The organism is Ideonella sp. FW305-24, assembly GCF_058788035.1.
The window spans coordinates 58,019-75,506 of the sequence record NZ_JBYTAI010000009.1 but is presented as its reverse complement, the minus strand read 5'-3'; the positions used below and the strand labels follow the sequence as shown (position 1 = coordinate 75,506).

The 17,488-nt window shown below is 65.9% G+C and carries 16 protein-coding genes and 1 pseudogene; 7 read left to right on the top strand and 10 right to left on the bottom strand.

Features of this window, described 5'->3' with window-relative positions:
- Positions 1-110 precede the first annotated feature (110 nt).
- The gene (locus AC3WR5_RS22535) at positions 111-539 is read left to right on the top strand and encodes a hypothetical protein (protein WP_492487310.1); all 429 of its coding nucleotides are present in this window, start codon (positions 111-113) and stop codon (positions 537-539) included.
- 109 nt (positions 540-648) lie between these two features.
- Here AC3WR5_RS22535 and AC3WR5_RS22530 read toward each other — a convergent pair.
- Positions 649-882: pseudogene (locus AC3WR5_RS22530) on the bottom strand (3-keto-5-aminohexanoate cleavage protein); the annotation flags it as partial.
- A gap of 117 nt (positions 883-999) precedes the next feature.
- Here AC3WR5_RS22530 and AC3WR5_RS22525 point away from each other — a divergent pair.
- Positions 1,000-1,686, top strand: a complete 687-nt coding sequence (locus tag AC3WR5_RS22525) for a hypothetical protein (RefSeq protein WP_492487309.1) — start codon at positions 1,000-1,002, stop codon at positions 1,684-1,686.
- A gap of 61 nt (positions 1,687-1,747) precedes the next feature.
- Here the strand turns inward: AC3WR5_RS22525 and AC3WR5_RS22520 are convergent, their stop codons facing one another.
- From AC3WR5_RS22520 to AC3WR5_RS22485, 8 genes are all read right to left on the bottom strand, one after another.
- On the bottom strand, positions 1,748-2,896 hold the full coding sequence (locus AC3WR5_RS22520) for a hypothetical protein (protein WP_492487307.1): 1,149 nt from the start codon (positions 2,894-2,896) through the stop codon (positions 1,748-1,750).
- An 11-nt stretch (positions 2,897-2,907) separates the two neighbouring features.
- The gene (locus AC3WR5_RS22515; protein ID WP_492487306.1) at positions 2,908-3,873 is read right to left on the bottom strand and encodes a serine/threonine protein kinase; all 966 of its coding nucleotides are present in this window, start codon (positions 3,871-3,873) and stop codon (positions 2,908-2,910) included.
- A 227-nt stretch (positions 3,874-4,100) separates the two neighbouring features.
- Positions 4,101-4,976 carry a beta-keto acid cleavage family enzyme gene (locus AC3WR5_RS22510; protein ID WP_492487304.1) on the bottom strand — a complete coding sequence of 292 codons (876 nt, stop codon included), beginning with the start codon at positions 4,974-4,976 and terminating at the stop codon, positions 4,101-4,103.
- A 1-nt stretch (position 4,977) separates the two neighbouring features.
- The gene (locus AC3WR5_RS22505) at positions 4,978-7,053 is read right to left on the bottom strand and encodes an acetyl/propionyl/methylcrotonyl-CoA carboxylase subunit alpha (protein ID WP_492487302.1); all 2,076 of its coding nucleotides are present in this window, start codon (positions 7,051-7,053) and stop codon (positions 4,978-4,980) included.
- Positions 7,054-7,063: 10 nt separating this feature from the next.
- Positions 7,064-7,894 carry an enoyl-CoA hydratase/isomerase family protein gene (locus tag AC3WR5_RS22500; RefSeq protein ID WP_492487300.1) on the bottom strand — a complete coding sequence of 277 codons (831 nt, stop codon included), beginning with the start codon at positions 7,892-7,894 and terminating at the stop codon, positions 7,064-7,066.
- Positions 7,891-9,060, bottom strand: a complete 1,170-nt coding sequence (locus AC3WR5_RS22495; protein ID WP_492487299.1) for an acyl-CoA dehydrogenase family protein — start codon at positions 9,058-9,060, stop codon at positions 7,891-7,893. The genes AC3WR5_RS22500 and AC3WR5_RS22495 overlap by 4 nt, the downstream gene beginning before the upstream one ends.
- Before the next feature lie 36 nt (positions 9,061-9,096).
- On the bottom strand, positions 9,097-10,707 hold the full coding sequence (locus AC3WR5_RS22490; protein WP_492487297.1) for an acyl-CoA carboxylase subunit beta: 1,611 nt from the start codon (positions 10,705-10,707) through the stop codon (positions 9,097-9,099).
- Positions 10,707-11,636 (bottom strand): SDR family oxidoreductase, encoded by a 930-nt coding sequence (locus AC3WR5_RS22485; protein WP_492487295.1) that lies wholly within the window; start codon positions 11,634-11,636, stop codon positions 10,707-10,709. The genes AC3WR5_RS22490 and AC3WR5_RS22485 overlap by 1 nt, the downstream gene beginning before the upstream one ends.
- A 254-nt stretch (positions 11,637-11,890) precedes the next feature.
- Here AC3WR5_RS22485 and AC3WR5_RS22480 point away from each other — a divergent pair, with 254 nt between their 5' ends.
- The 5 genes from AC3WR5_RS22480 to AC3WR5_RS22460 all read left to right on the top strand — a co-directional run bounded on the left by AC3WR5_RS22480 (position 11,891) and on the right by AC3WR5_RS22460 (position 16,357).
- The gene (locus AC3WR5_RS22480; RefSeq protein ID WP_141287381.1) at positions 11,891-12,187 is read left to right on the top strand and encodes an SCP2 sterol-binding domain-containing protein; all 297 of its coding nucleotides are present in this window, start codon (positions 11,891-11,893) and stop codon (positions 12,185-12,187) included.
- A complete protein-coding gene (locus AC3WR5_RS22475) occupies positions 12,187-12,702 on the top strand; it encodes a MerR family transcriptional regulator (RefSeq protein WP_231011139.1) in 516 nt (171 codons plus the stop codon). Before AC3WR5_RS22480 ends, AC3WR5_RS22475 begins: the two co-directional genes overlap by 1 nt.
- Positions 12,703-12,975: 273 nt before the next feature.
- On the top strand, positions 12,976-13,575 hold the full coding sequence (phaR, locus tag AC3WR5_RS22470; RefSeq protein WP_492487293.1) for a polyhydroxyalkanoate synthesis repressor PhaR: 600 nt from the start codon (positions 12,976-12,978) through the stop codon (positions 13,573-13,575).
- A gap of 80 nt (positions 13,576-13,655) precedes the next feature.
- Complete coding sequence (gene rimO / locus AC3WR5_RS22465) at positions 13,656-15,068, top strand: 30S ribosomal protein S12 methylthiotransferase RimO (protein ID WP_492487291.1); 1,413 nt, start codon at positions 13,656-13,658, stop codon at positions 15,066-15,068.
- 17 nt (positions 15,069-15,085) lie between these two features.
- Positions 15,086-16,357 (top strand): PLP-dependent transferase, encoded by a 1,272-nt coding sequence (locus AC3WR5_RS22460; RefSeq protein ID WP_492487290.1) that lies wholly within the window; start codon positions 15,086-15,088, stop codon positions 16,355-16,357.
- On the opposite strand, the gene pip is transcribed toward AC3WR5_RS22460, so the two are convergent.
- A complete protein-coding gene (pip, locus tag AC3WR5_RS22455; protein ID WP_492487289.1) occupies positions 16,354-17,340 on the bottom strand; it encodes a prolyl aminopeptidase in 987 nt (328 codons plus the stop codon). The genes AC3WR5_RS22460 and pip overlap by 4 nt on opposite strands.
- Between the last annotated feature and the right edge of the window lie 148 nt (positions 17,341-17,488).

The window sequence follows — 17,488 nt, the reverse complement described above, 5'->3', positions numbered from 1 at the left end:
CTTAGCGCGCCTGCATGCCAGCGGCCATGACCTGGGAGGTCATCGCCACGGGGCGGGCTGGCGCTCAGCATCAAAGCCGTTGTCCTCATCCACTTTGAAGGAGTCTTGCCATGACCACGATCTCTTCGACCTCTGCCTTCCCGGCCGCCGAACGCGCCACGCCGCAGACGGCCTTTCTTCGTCGCCTGCTGAAGGTGGATGCCGCGCTCAGCGCCGCCAGCGCACTGCCGATGCTGGTCGCATCCAACTGGCTGGGCGGGCTCACCGGCCTGCCCACCGCGCTGCTGTTCGGTGCCGGGCTGTTCCTGCTCGCATGGGTGGCGGCGCTGGCCTGGCTGGCCACGCGCGAGCGGCTGCCTCGGCCGTCGCTGTGGACCGTGGCGCTCTTGAACCTGGGCTGGACGCTGGACTGCGCCTGGGTTGCTTTTGGCGCTGCGTTTGCAACCACAGCGCTGGGCCAGGGTTTCCTGGCGCTGCAGGGGGTGACCACTCTGCTGCTGGCCGACCTGATGCTGTGGGCGCTGTGGCGCAGCAGGTGAACCGCCTCAATCGCCCAGAACGGCAAATGCGGCCACTGCGTTGCTGGTTCTCCGCATCAACGACGGGCGTGAACGGTTGTGCAATGTCGCAGTCATGGGCGGGGCAGCGTCAAGCTGCCGGCAAGCCCAGCAATTCACGGGCGATGGCGGGCGAAGCCACTTTGCGCCCGGCGCGTTCGGCGCATGCGGCGAGCTGCTGGATCAGCGCGCCGTTGCCGCTGGCGCGGCTGCCGTCGGGCAGGTAGAAGGTGTCTTCCAGGCCGGTGCGCAGCATGCCGCCGAGCTCGGCCGTCTTCTGGTGCACCGGCCAGATCTCGGCGCGGCCGATCAGCGTGGTCTGCCACAGTGCCCGGCGACAGCAAGTCCGCCACTGCCTCGGTATAGTCGCGCTCCACTGGAAAACGGCGATGGCCTACGAGGGAGCTGTAAGTGACCTATTTCAGAGCACAAGGTTGAAATCTTGAGAAGCCAAGGCTTCGATTCGGAGGAGCAACTGGTACGGGCCATCGTGGCCTGTACCAAGCGTGCGCGTCGCCGCGAATATAGGGTGGAGCTAGAGGTGGACGCGGGAGTGGGAGTCGCCGACCTGGTTCTGACCAAGCGCGCTCAGCGCAGCACCAAGGGCCTACGAGTGCTTGGTAGCGTGTCGCCGCGCCTGGCGGTGCTGCTTAGTCAAAGCGTCGGCGGTTCTATCAAAAGTCGTGAGATGCTTGCGGCATCTTTGGGCTCCTCGGAATCGGCGGCTCAGCGTGTCATCAGCCAACTGTCCGCAGTTGGTGCGGCAAAGCAATCGCGAGACTCATTGCATCTTTCGACGATCAAGGCATTGCCCTTCGAGCGCCTCATTGCGGTAGAGGCAAAAATCAGCGACTGGCAGCGTGTGCTGGTCCAGGCGTACCGCAATCTTCAATTCGCTGACGAGTCATGGGCTGTACTTGATCACGCGTGTATACGACCAGCGATCGCGCAGATTGACCGTTTCAGGGTCGCCGGCGTAGGACTGGCGTCAATGGATCGTAGTCGGGGCTTGTTCATCCACCACGGTGCAGCATCTCAGGGACCTGTAAGCGTTGGGAAGCGCTGGCAGGCTCAAGCAGTGCTTGCCTCTCGCGTACTGACGAGGCAAATCATGACCGGTGCTCGGTAGAGCAAATATTTCAGTCGGATGAGTACTCCACGCAGCGCTTTCTCAGCCCGCATTGAGGCCGTCAAAAATCCTTTAATGCGGTCTGCCAGCCGAGCAGGTGCGTTGCACGACCATGTTTTTCCAACTCAAGGCCTGCCGGCAGTTCCCGATATGCAGCCATAGCCTCCGCGACCCTTTCAAGCAGATAGCGCCGTCGATCTCCAATGGGAATCTGGCGCAAAGAATTTATTTGGTGCTGCATGTTCAGGAAGTAATGCTTGTATAGCGACGGTTGATTGAACGTCGGTTCAACGGGTTGGGCAAGGGCAGCTTCCGCCCATTGGGTCGGCATATAGACTCGATTCCAAACCTTTGGCGCCAGCTGTCGGATCCGATTTGCATCTTCGAACTGAACCCAGTTCAATAGGCCTGCGAGGTAGATACGCGCCCTCGGCCCGCGACGCTCGCCTTCAGACTCAATAAACTTGTCCACGGAGAAGATTCGGGTGTTCTCAAACGACCCCATTGTAATATTAAGGTTACCGGAAGAAGAGAACAAAAGGCCCTCGGTGTTGGTATAGCCAACGGTTAAGGCCAAGCCCGTGTCCAAGATATCAGAAAAAAATCGCAGGCAATCTCGAAGGAACTCGCCGTCTTGGACTTGTTTGTAGTCACGCGCATGCTCGTACATAAGGTAGACCTCATCTACAGCCGGGAATGAGGTTATCCAGTTCAGCAGACTCTGCCTCCATGCCTTATGCTGAATCATAGGGGCAGTGACTGCCAGGGAGAGGCAAAGCGGCCTTTCGCCGGCATGTTCCACAAAAGCGTCCACCGTAAACGCATTGTGCTGATCAAAATAATCCGGGAAAGGTTGGCTTATGAAGCGCGTTGGGACGACGACTTTTCGGAAGCCTTGTAGAACTTGGAAATTGATACAATCCTTTGCTACTGCAACGGCATGCGTTGCAAACGTTGACGTCTGGAATCCACCGTCAACTTGTTCTGGGAAGAATGGGTACGTCTGGAGCTTCGGCTTTCTTGAATTTGGTAAATAGAACTGTGGGTCGAAAATCGATGCTGCACGCGTCTGGGTGCTTAGCCGCTCGACTGTGGCCATTGCTTGATGCAGCGGACTTAGGATCAGTCCGTCCCCGCAAGACTCCCGTTCGAATGATTCGACGTTCCAGTTGCTGTTATGTCCCACTTGATGAAGCAGCCCAAGCGTCATGATTTCTCCTTCTACTTTGTGCGCAAAGCTTGCAATTCTTGAATAAACATCGCGGGTGTGCGGTGTCTTCTAAAGGGTTCCTTTTGCAGCGTCTTCGCGACGAAATCAGAAAATGCCGGCGAGGAGTTGGCTGCAGCCGTCAGAGCGGGCGGATGGTGGCCCTGGGCGGCCATCATTACTTCATGTTCGCTCATGCCCGCTCTGGGTCGAAAAGGCTCGAAGCCTGATAGGAGCCGATACATCAGAACCCCTATGGAGAAGAAGTCCGTCTTGAAGCTAATTGCAACCTTGTCATTGGCAATTTGCTCAGGTGCTGCATAGCCAGCGGTGAATGGTGCCCGGCCCCATCCGGTGTCCGTCAAGCCTTCGGCACCGGTTTCCCGCGCAATGCCCAAGTCAATTACAACAACCTCGCCCGTGCGACGAATAAGGATGTTTGCCGGCTTGATGTCGCGATGCACAAATCGCTTGGGATGTTGCCATAGTGGTAGCAATGCATTGGCTATGCCGAGCGCTAGTTCGGCCACGCGGTTCTGGTCCCGGTAGCATTGAGCGAATAGTTCGTTGAGTGGCCTCGAGTCAATGAACTCTTCAACGCTAATGTAGAGCCGTTCCGGCAATCGGTCCTCTGTTACGGGGTTTTCTGTGAAGAGATTGCTATAAAGCAGTTTAGGAAAGTTGGATGGGCGGACGTCCTCCAAGATCGAGGTCTCCGCTTGAAGTCGCGCAAGCGTTTGTGAGTCGGCGCCCGACACGACTTTCACGACAATGTCGGCCCACGCCTCCCATCCGTGCAGAAATGGTTTCTCGTCCGGATCGTCCCCTGCTGGCTTCAGAACGTCCGGTGGGATCTTTGAGTCGTCAAAATGTGCAAGATAGACCACACGCTGACCAGATTCGGCAAGCAGTCGATTGATCACCAAGCTTGGTAGGCACGCGAGAAGGTCGTCGCGAAGTTGCAGCGAATCTTTTGGCAAGAAAGTCCTCCAGATTTTTGTTGTCAGCGGCCCTGATGACATCAGGTTGCATGCAAGCAATTGTGTAACCGAGAACGACAAAAAAATGGAGCACTTACCCGGCTGGATGCCGGGAATTGGCTTCCCTGTCCTCAACCTTATGGAGGGACAGGGGCTATAAGATCAATTCACGTTGAAGTGCTTGCACGAAGCCTTGAAATTAAGCCAACCGCGCGTTCGGGGCGCTGTCATGTTGCTGCGAGCCCCAGTAGGGCGCGCGCCATGACCGGGGAGGCCACGCGGCGCCCGGCACGTTCGACGCAGGCGGCGAGGTGCTGGATCAGCGCGCCGTTGCCGCTGGCGCGGCTGCCGTCTGGCAGGTAGAAGGTGTCTTCCAGGCCGGTGCGCAGCATGCCGCCGAGCTCGGCGGTCTTCTGGTGCACCGGCCAGATCTCGGCGCGGCCGATCAGCGTGGTCTGCCACAGCGCGCCGTCGGGCAGCCAGCGTGGCAGCAGTGCGAGCAGGTCCGCGTCGCACGGCATGCCGGAAGCCACGCCCATCACGAAGTTCACGTCCACCGGTTGGCCGGCGGGGGCCATGCCGCTTTTCACGAACATCGCGACCGAGCGCACGATGCCCACGTCGAAGCATTCGAACTCCGGGTGCGTGCCGCATTCGGCCATCACGTCCAGGAATTGCTGGACCTTGGCGACCGGGTTGTCGAAGACCATGGGCGGCCAGGCCCACTGGCCGTTGTCCTTGAGCTTGAGGTAGTTCAGGCTGCCGGCGTTGCAGGCGGCGATCTCCGGCTTCACGCGGCGGATGCAGGCGGCCGGGCCGCTGATGTCCGGGCCGATCACGCCGGTGGTCAGGTTGATGATGACGCCGGGGCAGGTGGCGCGGATCGCGGCGATCACCGCCTCGGCCACGTCCGGATCCCAGCTGGGCCAGTGGCCCATGCCGTCCTGCTGCTGGCGCAGGTGCACGTGCATCACGGAGGCGCCGGCGTTGAAGGCGTCGCGGGCCTCGGCGGCCATTTGTGCAGGCGTTACCGGCACCGGGTGCTGCCTGGGGTCGGTCAGCACGCCGGTCAGCGCGCAGGTCAGGATCACGTTGTCGTTCATCTCAGGACTCCTCCAGGATCAGTTCGACTAGCAGCGCGCCGCTGCGCACCGAGGCCTTGGGCGCCACGTGCACCGCGCGCACCGTGCCTGCGGCGCGGGCGTGTTGCCACAGCTCCATCTTCATCGCCTCGACGCAGACCAGCGGCTGGCCCAGGGCCACGCGCTCGCCCGGCTGCACCGTAACGCTGGCAACGGTGCCAGCGACGGGCGAGCACAGGCGGCTGGCATCTGGCGTGTCGCTGGCGCGCGGTGCGGCGGCGGGTTCGGTGAAGACGAAGTCGGCATTGGCGGCGGCCAGGTGCAGGGCGCCTTGCGCGTCACTCAGCGCGATGCAGTTCTGCGCCACGCCATCAGCGGAAATTCGCCAGCGGGCGCCGTCGCGGGACAGAAGCTTCAGCGTCTGCTCGCCGCTGTCGTCGGCCACGGTCAATGCATCGCCCCGGCCGGACAACGAGAGGCGCAGCTTGCGCTGGGTTTCGCGCCAGCGCAGCGTGACGCTCTGGCTGGCCATGCCGGCGCCGCGCCAGCCGTCGGCCAGGCCGCCAGGCGACGTCGCGGACCACCAGCGCAATGCGGCGGCGAGGCGCCAGTCGGCGTCACTGGGCGCCGGGCGCCGCAGCAGCGGCGCACCTTCGGCGGCCCATTCGTCCAGCCGCGTGGTGGTCAGTTCGCTGGCGATGAACTGCGGGTGCTGCAGCAGCGCGATCAGGAAGCCGCGGTTGGTGGCCAGGCCCAGCAACGGGCTGTCCTGCAGCGCGGCGATCAGCCGGCGGCGGGCGTCTTCGCGCGTCGTGCCATGGGCGATGAACTTGGCGACCATCGCGTCATACCAGGGCGAGACCTGGCCGCCCTCGGCAATGCCGGCGTCAATGCGCACCGAAGCCGAGCCTTGCAGCTGGCCGCAGCCGGCGAGCTGGCCGGCGGCCACGGCGTGCCGCGGCTGCCAGTGCAGCACCGTGCCGGTCTGCGGCTGGAAGCCCTGGTACGGGTCTTCCGCGTAGAGCCGCACCTCGATGGCATGGCCCATGCGCGCCGGCTCGAAGCGCACGTCGTCCTGCCCGCGCGGCAGCCAGTGCCGCAGCGGCTCGCCGGCCGCCACGCGCAGCTGCCACTGCACCAGGTCAAAGCCGGTGACCGCCTCGGTGACCGGGTGTTCGACCTGCAGCCGGGTGTTCATCTCCAGGAAGAAGTGGCGGCCATCGGCGTCCACGACGAACTCCACTGTGCCGGCGCCCACGTAGCCGACGGCCAACGCCGCGGCCACCGCGTCCGCGCCCATTGCCGCGCGCATCTCGGGCGACACACTGGGCGAAGGGGCTTCTTCGATCACCTTCTGCCGGCGGCGCTGGGCCGTGCAGTCGCGCTCGCCCAGGTGCACGGCCTGGCCGTGCGCGTCGGCAAACACCTGGACCTCGATGTGGCGGCCACCTTCGATGAGCCGCTCCAGCATCAGCCGGCCGTTGCCAAAGGCGTTCTCGGCTTCGCGACGGGCGCCGCTGAGCGCCTGGGCCAAGGAGGCATCGGCAAGGTCCGCGTCTTCGCGCAGCAAGCGCATGCCACGGCCCCCACCGCCGGCCACGGCCTTGACCAGCAACGGCGCACCGAGGCGGCGGGCCTCGCGGATCAGCAATTCGTCATCGTCCTGAGGCTCGCCGTCTGCGGGCAGGTAGCCGGGCGCGCAGGGCACGCCCGCGGCCAGCATGCGGCGCTTGGCGCCGGCCTTGTCGCCCATGGCTTCAATGGCCGACGGCGGTGGGCCGATGAAGACCAGGCCGGCGTCGCCGCAGGCCTGCGCGAAGTCGGCCCGCTCGGACAGGAAGCCGTAGCCGGGATGAACAGCATCCGCACCAGTGCGGCGCGCAGCGTCCAGCAGCGCAGGGATGTTCAGATAGCTCTCGGCCGCGGCCGCCGGGCCAATGCACAAGGCTTCGTCGGCCTGGGCCACGTGCGGCGCCTGCGCGTCCGCCTCGCTGTAGACGGCGACGGTGCGGTAGCCCATGGCGCGCGCGGTGCGCATCACGCGGCAGGCGATCTCGCCGCGGTTGGCGATCAGGATTTTTGTGAACGGCTTGCTCATTGCGGCACCCTCATTGCGGCACCCAATAGGCCGGCCGCTTCTGCAGGAAGGCCAGCGTGCCTTCCACGCCTTCGTCGCCTTGCAGCGCGCGGGCAAAGGCCTGCGCGGCGGCGGGCACCAGCGTGGGTGCGGGTTGCCAGCGGGCCTGGGCGATCAAGCGCTTGGTCGCGGCCAGCGCCTGCGGGGCACAGCGCAGGATGCCGGCGAGCGTTTGCTCGGCCGCGGCTTCCAGCGACTCCGCATCTGGAAGCAGTTCGTGCACCAGGCGCATCGCCAGCGCCTTTGCGCCGTCCAGCGTGGCGCCGGTAACGGCCAGGCGGCGCGCTTCGGCCGGGCCCAGGCGCTCGACCAGGAAAGGCGCGATCTGCGCCGGCAGCACGCCCAGTGAAGTTTCGGGCAGGCGAAAGCGCGCGTCGGCGCTGGCCAGTGCCACGTCCACCACGCAGGCCAGGCCGAAGCCGCCGCCCATCACCGTGCCTTGCAACAGCGCAATCGTCGCGATGCCGGTGTTGGCAAAGGCCACGCACAGCTCGCCGAAGCGCGCGCTGATGCGCTCGAACGGGTCTTCACCGTCACCACTGCCGTTCATGGCCTGGGCGCGCGCGGCGGCCATGTCCTTCAGGTCGCCGCCGGCACAGAAATGGCCGCCTGCGCCGCGCAGCACGATGGCGCGCACATTGCCGGCGGCCTCGGCCTCGGCCAGCGCGGCGAGCAATGCGTCCACCAGCGCAAGCGACATGGCATTGCGCGCCTCGGGGCGGTTCAGCGTGAGGTGCAGCACCGCGCCGGCGCTCGCCGGTTGCAGCACCTTTCGGCGCACGAGCAACAGCGCTTCTGTCATGCCTTCACCGCCTTCGGCAAGGTGCCTTCGAGCTTGCAGATGATGCTGAGCATCACTTCGTCGGCGCCGCCGCCGATGGAGATCAGGCGGCTGTCGCGGAAGGCCTGGGAGATCGGGTTGTCGCGCGTGAAGCCCATGCCGCCCCAGTACTGCAGGCAGCTGTCGGCCACTTCGCGCGAGAGGCGGCCACACTTGAGCTTGGCCATCGAGGCCAGGCGGGTCACGTCCTTGCCGGAGAGGTAGAGGTCCACCGCCTGGTAGGTCAGGGCGCGCAGCGCTTCGACCTCGGTGCGCAGCTCAGCCAGGCGGAAGTGCACGACCTGGTTGTCCAGGATGCTTTTGCCAAAGGCCTGGCGCTGGCGGGTGTAGTCAATCGTCTGGTCGATCAGCCGGTCCAGGCTGCGCAGCGAAGAGGCCGCGCCCCACAGCCGCTCTTCCTGGAACTGCAGCATCTGGAACATGAAGCCCATGCCTTCCTGGCCGATCAGGTTGCGGCGGGGCACGCGCACGTTGTCGAAGAACAGCTGCGCGGTGTCGGAGCTGTCCATGCCGATCTTGTGGATCTTCTGGCGCGAGATGCCGGGGGCGTCCATCGGCACGACGATCAGGCTCTTGTTCTTGTGCGGGCCGCCGGCGGCAGCCACGTCGCTGGTGTTGGCCAGCAGGCAGCACCAGTCGGCCTTCAGGCCGTTGGTGATCCACATCTTGCTGCCATTGATGAGGTAGTCGCTGCCTTCGACGCGGGCCGTCGTCTTCGCCGCGGCCACGTCCGAGCCGCCGCCGGCTTCGCTCACGCCCAGGCAACCCACGTAGTCGCCGGCAATCGTCGGCGCGAGGAATTCGTGCCGCAATTCGTCGGAGCCAAAGCGGGCCAGCGCAGGGGTGCACATGTCGGTCTGCACGCCAATCGCCATGGGCACGCCGCCGCAGTTGGCTTCGCCCAGCGCTTCGGCCATGACCATGGAGTAGCCAAAATCCAGCCCGGCACCACCGAACTGCTCGGGGTACTTGAGGCCCAGCAGGCCCAGGTTGCCCAGCTTCTTGAAGAGTTCGTGGCTGGGGAACTGCTCGGCAGCCTCCCATTCGGCCACAAAGGGGTTGATCTCCTGCTGGACGAAGCGGGTCACGGTGTCCGCCAGCGCGCGGTGTTCGGGGGTGAATTGCATGGTGGTCTCCTCTTCTTGTCGGAACCGGAAAACTGTTCAGAGGCGGGCGACGCCAAAGGCGTTGGGCCGCAGCGTGCGGATCTCGGCCTCTGCGGCCAGCGCCAGGCACAGCGCGAGCACGCGGCGCGTGTCGGGCGGGGCGATCACGCCGTCGTCCCACAGCCGGGCGGTGCCGAACAGCACATGCGACTCGCGGTCGATGCGCTGGCGCAACTGGCCGCTCATGGCCTGCAAGGCCTCGGGCACGACCGGCTGGCCGGCGCGCTCAAGCTTCGCGGCGCTGACGATCTCCATCACCTGCGCCGCCTGCGCACCGCCCATTACCGCGGTGCGGGCGCTGGGCCAGCTGAAGATGAAGCGCGGGTCGAAGCCGCGGCCGCACATGCCGTAGTTGCCGGCGCCAAACGAGCCGCCGAGCACGATGGTGAACTTCGGCACCCGTGCGTTCGCCACGGCCTGGATCATCTTGCTGCCGTGCTTGATCGCGCCGGCATGTTCGGCCTCGCGACCCACCATGTAGCCAGTGGTGTTCTGCAGGAAGACCAGCGGCGTGCCGCTCTGGTCGCACAGCTGGATGAACTGCGCGGCCTTGGTGGATCCCGCCGGCTGGATCGGGCCGTTGTTGCCCAGGATGCCGGCGCGGTGGCCGTCAATGCGGGCGTGGCCGCACAAGGTCTCGCTGGCGTAAGCGGCCTTGAATTCGAGGAAGTCCGAGCCGTCCACCAGCCGGGCAACGACTTCCCGCACGTCGTACGGCGTCTTGTCGTCGGCCGGCACCAGGCCCATCAGTTCTTCGGGGTCGTACAGCGGCGCTGGCGCGGCGGCGCGTGCTGGCGCTTCGTCCCACGCCAGCTTGTCCAACAGCTCGCGAGTGACCGCGATGGCGTCGGCGTCGTTCTCGGCCACGTATTCGCCCAGTCCGGTGACGCTGGCGTGCGTGTCGCTGCCGCCGAGTTCTTCGTCGGTCACGTCTTCGCCGATGGCCGCTTTCACCAGCGGCGGGCCGGCCAGGAAGATCTTGCTCTGGCCGCGCACCAGCACCACGTAGTCGGACAGCCCCGGCAGGTAGGCGCCACCGGCGGTGGACGAGCCGTGCACCACGGCGACCTGGGGAATGCCGGCGGCCGAGAGCCGCGCCTGGTTCGCGAAGCTGCGGCCACCCTCGACGAACATCTCGCTCTGGTACATCAGGTTGGCACCGCCGGACTCGACCAGGTAGATCAGCGGCAGCTTGTTCTCGGCAGCGATCTCCTGCGCCCGCAGCGCCTTCTTCAGGCCCATTGGCGAGACGGTGCCGCCTTTGAGCGCCGAGTCGCTGGCGGAGATCAGCACCCGCTTGCCGGCTACCTGGCCAATGCCGACGATGCTGCCGCCGCCCAGCACCACCTTCTTGCCATCGTCGTCGTGCATGCCCAGGCCCGCCAGCGCCGAGAGTTCGAGGAAGCTGCTGCCGCGGTCCAGCAGCCTGGCCACGCGTTCGCGCGGCAGCAACTGGCCGCGTTTCTCGAACTGCGCCGCTTTGCCGGCCGATTCGGCCACCACCAGCGCTTCGAGTTGCCGCACTTCCGCCAAGCGCTCGGCCATGCGCGCCACATTGGCCTGGAAGGCGGGCGCTTGCAGGTCCAGCTGCGAGACAAGCGCGGGCATCAGCGCGCCTCCCCGTCTTGCCCATCCTGCTGCAACACCTGTGGCACGCTGGCGCGGTGAAAGCCGTTCCAGGCGGTGGAGCGGGTCGCGTCCTGGATGGGGAAGATGGCGCTGCCCAGCGAGGCGCCGCCGTCGATCTGCAGCGTCACGCCGGTGATGAAGCCTGCGGCCGTCGAGAGCAGGAAGACGATGGCCGCGCTGACCTCGGCCTCCCAGGCCAGCCGGCCCATGGGCACATGCTGCTTCAGCTGCGGGATGATGGCCTTCATCGCGCCGCCATAGGTGTCCATGCCGCTGGAGGCCACCCAGCCGGGCGCCACCGCGTTGACGCGCACGCCTGCCGGCGCCCATTCGTAGGCCGCGCTCATCGTCAGGTTGCTCATGCCGGCACGCGCGGCGCCGGAGTGGGCCATGCCGGGCATGCCGTTGCGGAAGTCGGCGGTCATGTTGACGATGGCGCCGCCGTGGGCCTGCATGCTCTGCAGGTACAGCTCGCGCATCATCAGGAAGCCGCCGGTGAGGTTGTTGGCCACCACCGCATCGAAGCCGCGCTGGCTGATGGCCATCATTGGCGCCGGGAACTGGCCGCCAGCGTTGTTGACCAGCCCGTGCACCGGGCCGCTGGCGCACTCTTCGGCCACCTGCGCCTTGACGGCGGCTTCGTCGCGGATGTCGAAGGCGCGCCAGCTGCACTGGCCGCCGTCCTCGGCGATCTCGCCGGCCACGCGGCGCAGCTTGTCTTCGCTGCGGCCGCTGAGGATGAGTTCGGCGCCAAGCGCAGCCAGTTCATGGGCGACGCAGCGGCCGATGCCGCTGCCACCGCCGGTGACCCAGATGCGCTGGCCGGCCAGCAGGCCGGGGCGGAACACGCTGTCGTAAGCGCTTGCGGGAACGCCCAGGGCAGGGCGCGGCGCGGAATGGGCCGTCATGTCTTGTCTCCTGTGTAGCGCCGTGCACCCGGTCATGGCCGGGCTTCTGGCGTGAGCGGCGGCTGCGGTGAACACAGCGCTGCTTCTGCGCCGGATTTGGCGACAGGGTGACGTTAACGTCAACTGTATTTCTGATAGGGAAATACGCTGATGTTGCGCCAGTTGCGCAGGCCTACGATGCGGCCCGGGTGCTCGTCGCCCAGATGACATAACAAAGCGAACACACCCGCGATACAACAGCACAGGAGACAACCATGGATCTGGCTTCCGCGACCGCATCTTTGCGCGAGAAGGTTGGCACGCAAAGCGGCTTGAACACCACATTGAAATTCGACTGCGGCGACGAAGGCGTCGTGCTGATCGATGGCAGCGCCGAACCCAACACGGTGGACAACCACAACCGCGACGCCGCCTGCACGGTGGCACTCAACCTGTCGACACTGGACGACCTGATTGCAGGGCGACTGGAGCCGACCACCGGCTTCATGACCGGCCGTTTCAAGGTCTCGGGCGACATGAGCGTGGCCCTCAAACTGCAGCGGGTGCTGTGATGGCAGCGACCGACTTCGCCACCAGCGTGGCCAACAGCTTGTCTGCCTCCCCCGTCCTCAACCTCGTGCCCTCAGACGCCGCGATGCAAGGCCTGTCGGCCGAAGACGCGGTGGCCGCCCACCATGACGACGACACTGCCGAGCTCTTTGGCATCACCGAACTGTGCAAGGCCTTCGGCATCTCGCTGCGCGCCATCCGCTTCTACGAGGACAAGGGCCTGCTGAGCCCGCGCCGCGTCAATGGCACGCGGGTCTACACCCGGCGCGACCGCGCGCGGCTGGCGCTGATCCTGCGCGCCAAGGCCATCGGCTCGTCGCTGGCCGAAATCAAGCATTACCTGGACCTGTATGGCACCCAAGGCGAAGGCCGGCGCCAGCAGATGCAGTACGTGTTCGACCGCACCAGCCAGGCAATTGCCGACCTGTCGCAGAAACGCGCGCACATCGATGCGACGCTGGCCGAACTGCACGTCATCAACGACGCCGTTCGCAACGGCCTGAACGCGCTCGACTGAAAACGCCGAGTCGCCGCGGCCACCGGTAGCTTCTGGCTCCGGCGGCCGCGCAACTGGCGCGGCAGGACAAGGGCAAATCCCGGCGGCACGTCAGGGCGCGCACCCTAGAATCGAACACAGCAGCGCATGCAGCTTGCTTGTGCTGCATGGTTGAACGTGCCGTGAGGCCTCAGGCGTCGGCGCTGGCAGCGCAGGCTTGACCGAGCTCCCCCGGTTTTTTGCATTCCGTGTTTTCGTGCGGGCCCGCCAGGGCCGCGAAGGGAGCTTTTGCTGATGACCGAACCCCGCCCGGATGCACCCGGCAGTGCCGAGCCTGCCGCTGAGTCGGCCAGTGCGCCCCGCATCCTGAAGAAGTACCCGAATCGCCGCCTCTACGACACGCGCACCAGCAGCTACATCACGCTGGCCGATGTGAAGGTGATGGTGCTCGAGGGGGCGGAATTCGAGGTGCGCGACGCCAAGACCGGCGAAGACCTGACCCGCAGCATCCTGCTGCAGATCATCCTGGAAGAAGAAGCCGGCGGCATGCCGATGTTCAGCGCCCGCATGCTGGCGCAAATCATCCGCTTCTACGGCCACGCCATGCAGGGCATGATGGGCTCGTACCTCGAAAAGAACCTGCAGACCTTCGTCGACATGCAGAGCCGCCTGGGCGACCAGGCCCGCGGCCTCTACGATCCCGCAGCTTTCACGCCCGAAATGTGGACCCAGTTCATGAGCGGCCAGGCCCCGATGATGCAGGGCCTGATGGGCAACTACCTTGAACAGTCCAAGAACCTGTTCGTGCAGATGCAGGAGCAGATGCAGAAGCAGGCTGGTGGGCTCTTTCCGGTGTTTCCTGTGCCGCCCGTGGGGCCCAAACCGCCCAAGTGAGCCACAAATGAGCTAAATCGGTGCCGGGCTTGGGCCGGTGGCCGGGCGCTGGGTGGTGGGGTTTGCGACAATCGGGGTCTATGAGCCAAGACCTCGCCAGCCCGCCGGTGCCCGTCACCAGCCAGCAGCCGCCTACCGTTGCGTTCGTCAGCCTTGGATGTCCCAAGGCCTTGACCGATTCCGAACTGATCCTGACCCAGCTCTCCGCAGAGGGCTACCGCACCAGCAAGACCTACCAGGGCGCGGACCTGGTGATCGTCAACACCTGCGGCTTCATCGATGACGCGGTGAAGGAAAGCCTGGACGCGATTGGCGAGGCGCTGACTGCCAACGGCAAGGTGATCGTCACCGGTTGCCTGGGCGCCAAGCAGGGCGACGGCGGTGGCAACCTGGTGCGGGAGATCCACCCCAAGGTGCTGGCCGTGACCGGGCCGCATGCTACGCAGGAGGTGATGGACGCGGTGCACACGCACGTGCCCAAGCCGCACGACCCGTTCCTGGACCTGATTCCCGGTGGCATCCCGGGCGCCGGCATCAAGCTGACGCCGCGGCACTACGCCTACCTGAAGATCAGCGAAGGCTGCAACCACCGCTGCACCTTCTGCATCATCCCCAGCATGCGCGGCGACCTGGTGTCGCGGCCGGTGGGCGATGTGCTGAAGGAAGCCAAGGCGCTGTTCGAAGGCGGCGTGAAGGAACTGCTGGTCGTCAGCCAGGACACTTCGGCCTATGGCGTGGACGTGAAGTACCGCACCGGCTTCTGGGACGGCCAACCGGTCAAGACCCGCATGCTGGACCTGGTGGCCAAGCTGGGCGAACTGGCCAAACAGCACGGCGCCTGGGTGCGGCTGCACTATGTCTACCCGTATCCGCACGTGGATGACGTGGTGCCGCTGATGGCCGAAGGCCTGGTGCTGCCGTACCTGGACGTGCCGCTGCAGCACGCGCACCCGGACGTGCTCAAGCGCATGAAGCGCCCGGCCAGCGGCGAGCGCAACCTGGAACGCATCCAGCGCTGGCGCGAGCTGTGCCCGGAGATCGTCGTGCGCTCGACCTTCATTGCCGGCTTCCCTGGCGAAACCGAAGAGGAGTTCCAGTACCTGCTGGACTTCGTGCGCGAGGCGCAGATCGACCGCGCCGGTTGTTTCGCCTACAGCCCGGTGACAGGCGCTGCGGCGAACGAGCTGCCGGGTGCCTTGCCCGACGAGTTGCGCGAAGAGCGCCGCGCGCGCTTCATGGCGGTGGCCGAAGAGGTGTCGATCAACCGGCTGCGCCGTCGCATTGGCTCGACGATGCAGGTGCTGGTCGACAGCGCGCCGGCCATGGGCCGCCGCGGCGGCGTGGCGCGCACCTATGCGGATGCGCCGGAGATCGACGGCACGGTGCGGCTGCTGCCACCGGCCAAGGCTTCGACCCAGCTGCGCATGGGCGAATTCGCCCGTGCCCGCATCGTGGCCGCCGAAGGCCATGACCTGGTCGGTGAACCGATCTGAACACCGCCCACTCACCCATGAGCGAATCCTCCGCCGGCAGCGCCCCGACGACCCCGCGTGACGACACGCTGGCCACCGAACTGATCCATCACCCGTACAAGCCTCCGGCGGATTTTGAATCCCCTGCGGTCCCGGTCTTCAAAGGCTCGACCGTCTATTTCCCGACGGTGGCTGCACTGCGCGAGCGCACCTGGGCCGACAAGAGCGGCTACACCTACGGCCTGCACGGCACACCGACCAGCTTCACGCTGGAGGCGCGCCTGGCGAGCCTGGAGGGCGCCAGGCATGTGATCCTGGCGCCCAGCGGGCTGTCGGCGCTGACCATCGTCGACATGGCGCTGCTGCAGCAGGGCGATGCGATGCTGCTGCCGGACAACGTGTACAACCCGAGCAAGGACTTTGCGCGCAACGAACTGGCGCGCTGGGGCATCAGTCAGCGCCTGTACGACCCGATGCAGCCGGCCTCGCTGGCGGCGCAGCTGGACCGCGAGGTCAAGCTGGTCTGGCTGGAAGCTGCCGGCTCGGTGACGCTGGAGTTCCCGGACTTGCGCGCCCTTGTACGCACGGTGCGCGAGAAGGCGCCGCAGGCCGTCATTGCGCTGGACAACACCTGGGGCGCCGGCATTGCCTTCAATGCCTTCGACCTGGGCGAAGGCCTGGGCGTGGATGTGACCATCCACGCGCTGACCAAGTACCCGTCCGGCGGCGGTGATGTGCTGATGGGTTCCATCGCCTGCCGCGACGACGCGCTCAACGACAAGCTGACGTGGACCCACAGCCGCCTTGGCATTGGCGTGGGCATGAACGACGTGGAGCTGGTGCTGCGCGCCTTGCCGAACCTGCCGTTGCGTTATGCCGCGCAAGACGCTTCGGCCCGCCGCATCGCCGAATGGGCGCAGGCCCAGCCGCAGTTGGCACGGGTGCTGCACCCGGCGCTGCCCGGCTCGCCGGGTCATGCGCACTGGGCCTCGCACTGCAAGGCCGCGGCCGGCCTGCTGACGCTGGAGATCAACGCGCAGTACACGCCGGCGCAGGTTGATGCATTTGTCGACGGGCTGCGCTACTTCCACATCGGCTGGAGCTGGGGTGGCCCGGTCAGCCTGGCGGTGCCTTACCAAGCCAAGGGCATGCGCAAGCTGGCAACGCCTTACCAGGGCACGCTGGTGCGCCTGTGCATCGGCCTCGAAGCGACCGACGACCTGATTGCCGACCTGGCGCAAGGCCTCACGAAGCTCGCGGCAACCGCGGCGCCGGCGACGTTTCCGGCCGTCACCACGACCGCAGACTAGGCGACGAAGCCGCCGCCGTCTTCCAGCGTGAAGGCGTCGGTCGCCTTGACCAGCTCGGCGGCGATGCCGGGCTCGTAGGACGAGTGTCCGGCGTCCGGCACGACGACCAGCTTCGCGCTGGGCCAGGCGTCCGCCAATGCAAACGCATAGCGCACCGGGCAGATCACGTCGTAGCGGCCGTGCACGATCACGCAGGGCAGGTGGGCGATCTTGGTCACGCCGGCCAGCAACTGGCCGGGCTGCAGGAAGGCGCGGTGGTGGAAGTAGTGCGCTTCCAGCCGGCCCACGCCCAGCGCGATGGCATCTTCGCCGAATGAATCGACCGTCACCGGATCGGGGATCAGTTGCAGGCAGGAGCCTTCGTAGCGGCTCCAGGCGCGCGCCGCGGGCGTGTGCACGGCAGGATCGTCATTGGCGAGGCGACGGTGGTAGGCGGCCAGCAGGTCGCTGCGCTCGTCTTCAGGCACCTGCTGCGCAAAGGCTTCCCATTCCTTGGGGAAGAACTGGCGCATGCCGTAGAGCCACCAGTCGATCTCCTCGTCGCTGACCAGCCAGATGCCGCGCAGCACCAGGCCCAGGCAGCGCTCGGGATGGGCCTGCGCATAGGCCAGCGACAGGGTCGAGCCCCAGGAGCCGCCAAACACCAGCCAGCGCTCGATGCCCAGCAGTTCGCGCAGCCGTTCCAGGTCCGAGATCAGCAGCGGCGTGGTGTTCTCGCGGCATTCGCCCAGCGGTGTGGACTGGCCCGCGCCGCGCTGGTCCAGCAGCACGATGTGGTACTTCGCCGGGTCGAAGAAGCGGCGGCTCTTGGGCGACGTGCCGGCCCCCGGCCCGCCGTGGATGAAGACGACCGGGATGCCGGCCGGGTTGCCGCAGCTTTCCCAGTGCAGCGTGTGCAGTTCGTCCACGGCGAGCCGGCCCGTGCGGTTGGGCTCGATGGGCGGGTAGAGGACTTGGTCCAGAGAGGTGAGGGCGGTGCGCATCGTCGCATTGTCCGGCAAGCCACTGCGCCCTCGCGGCGGCCTGGCCTGCGGTTGGCGTTTGCACCTTGGCGTTATTTTGAAGATACCCCCACAAATGAAGTGTGGGTTGTCGTACAACAGGTCCCAATATTGCAAAGTGCGCAGGCAC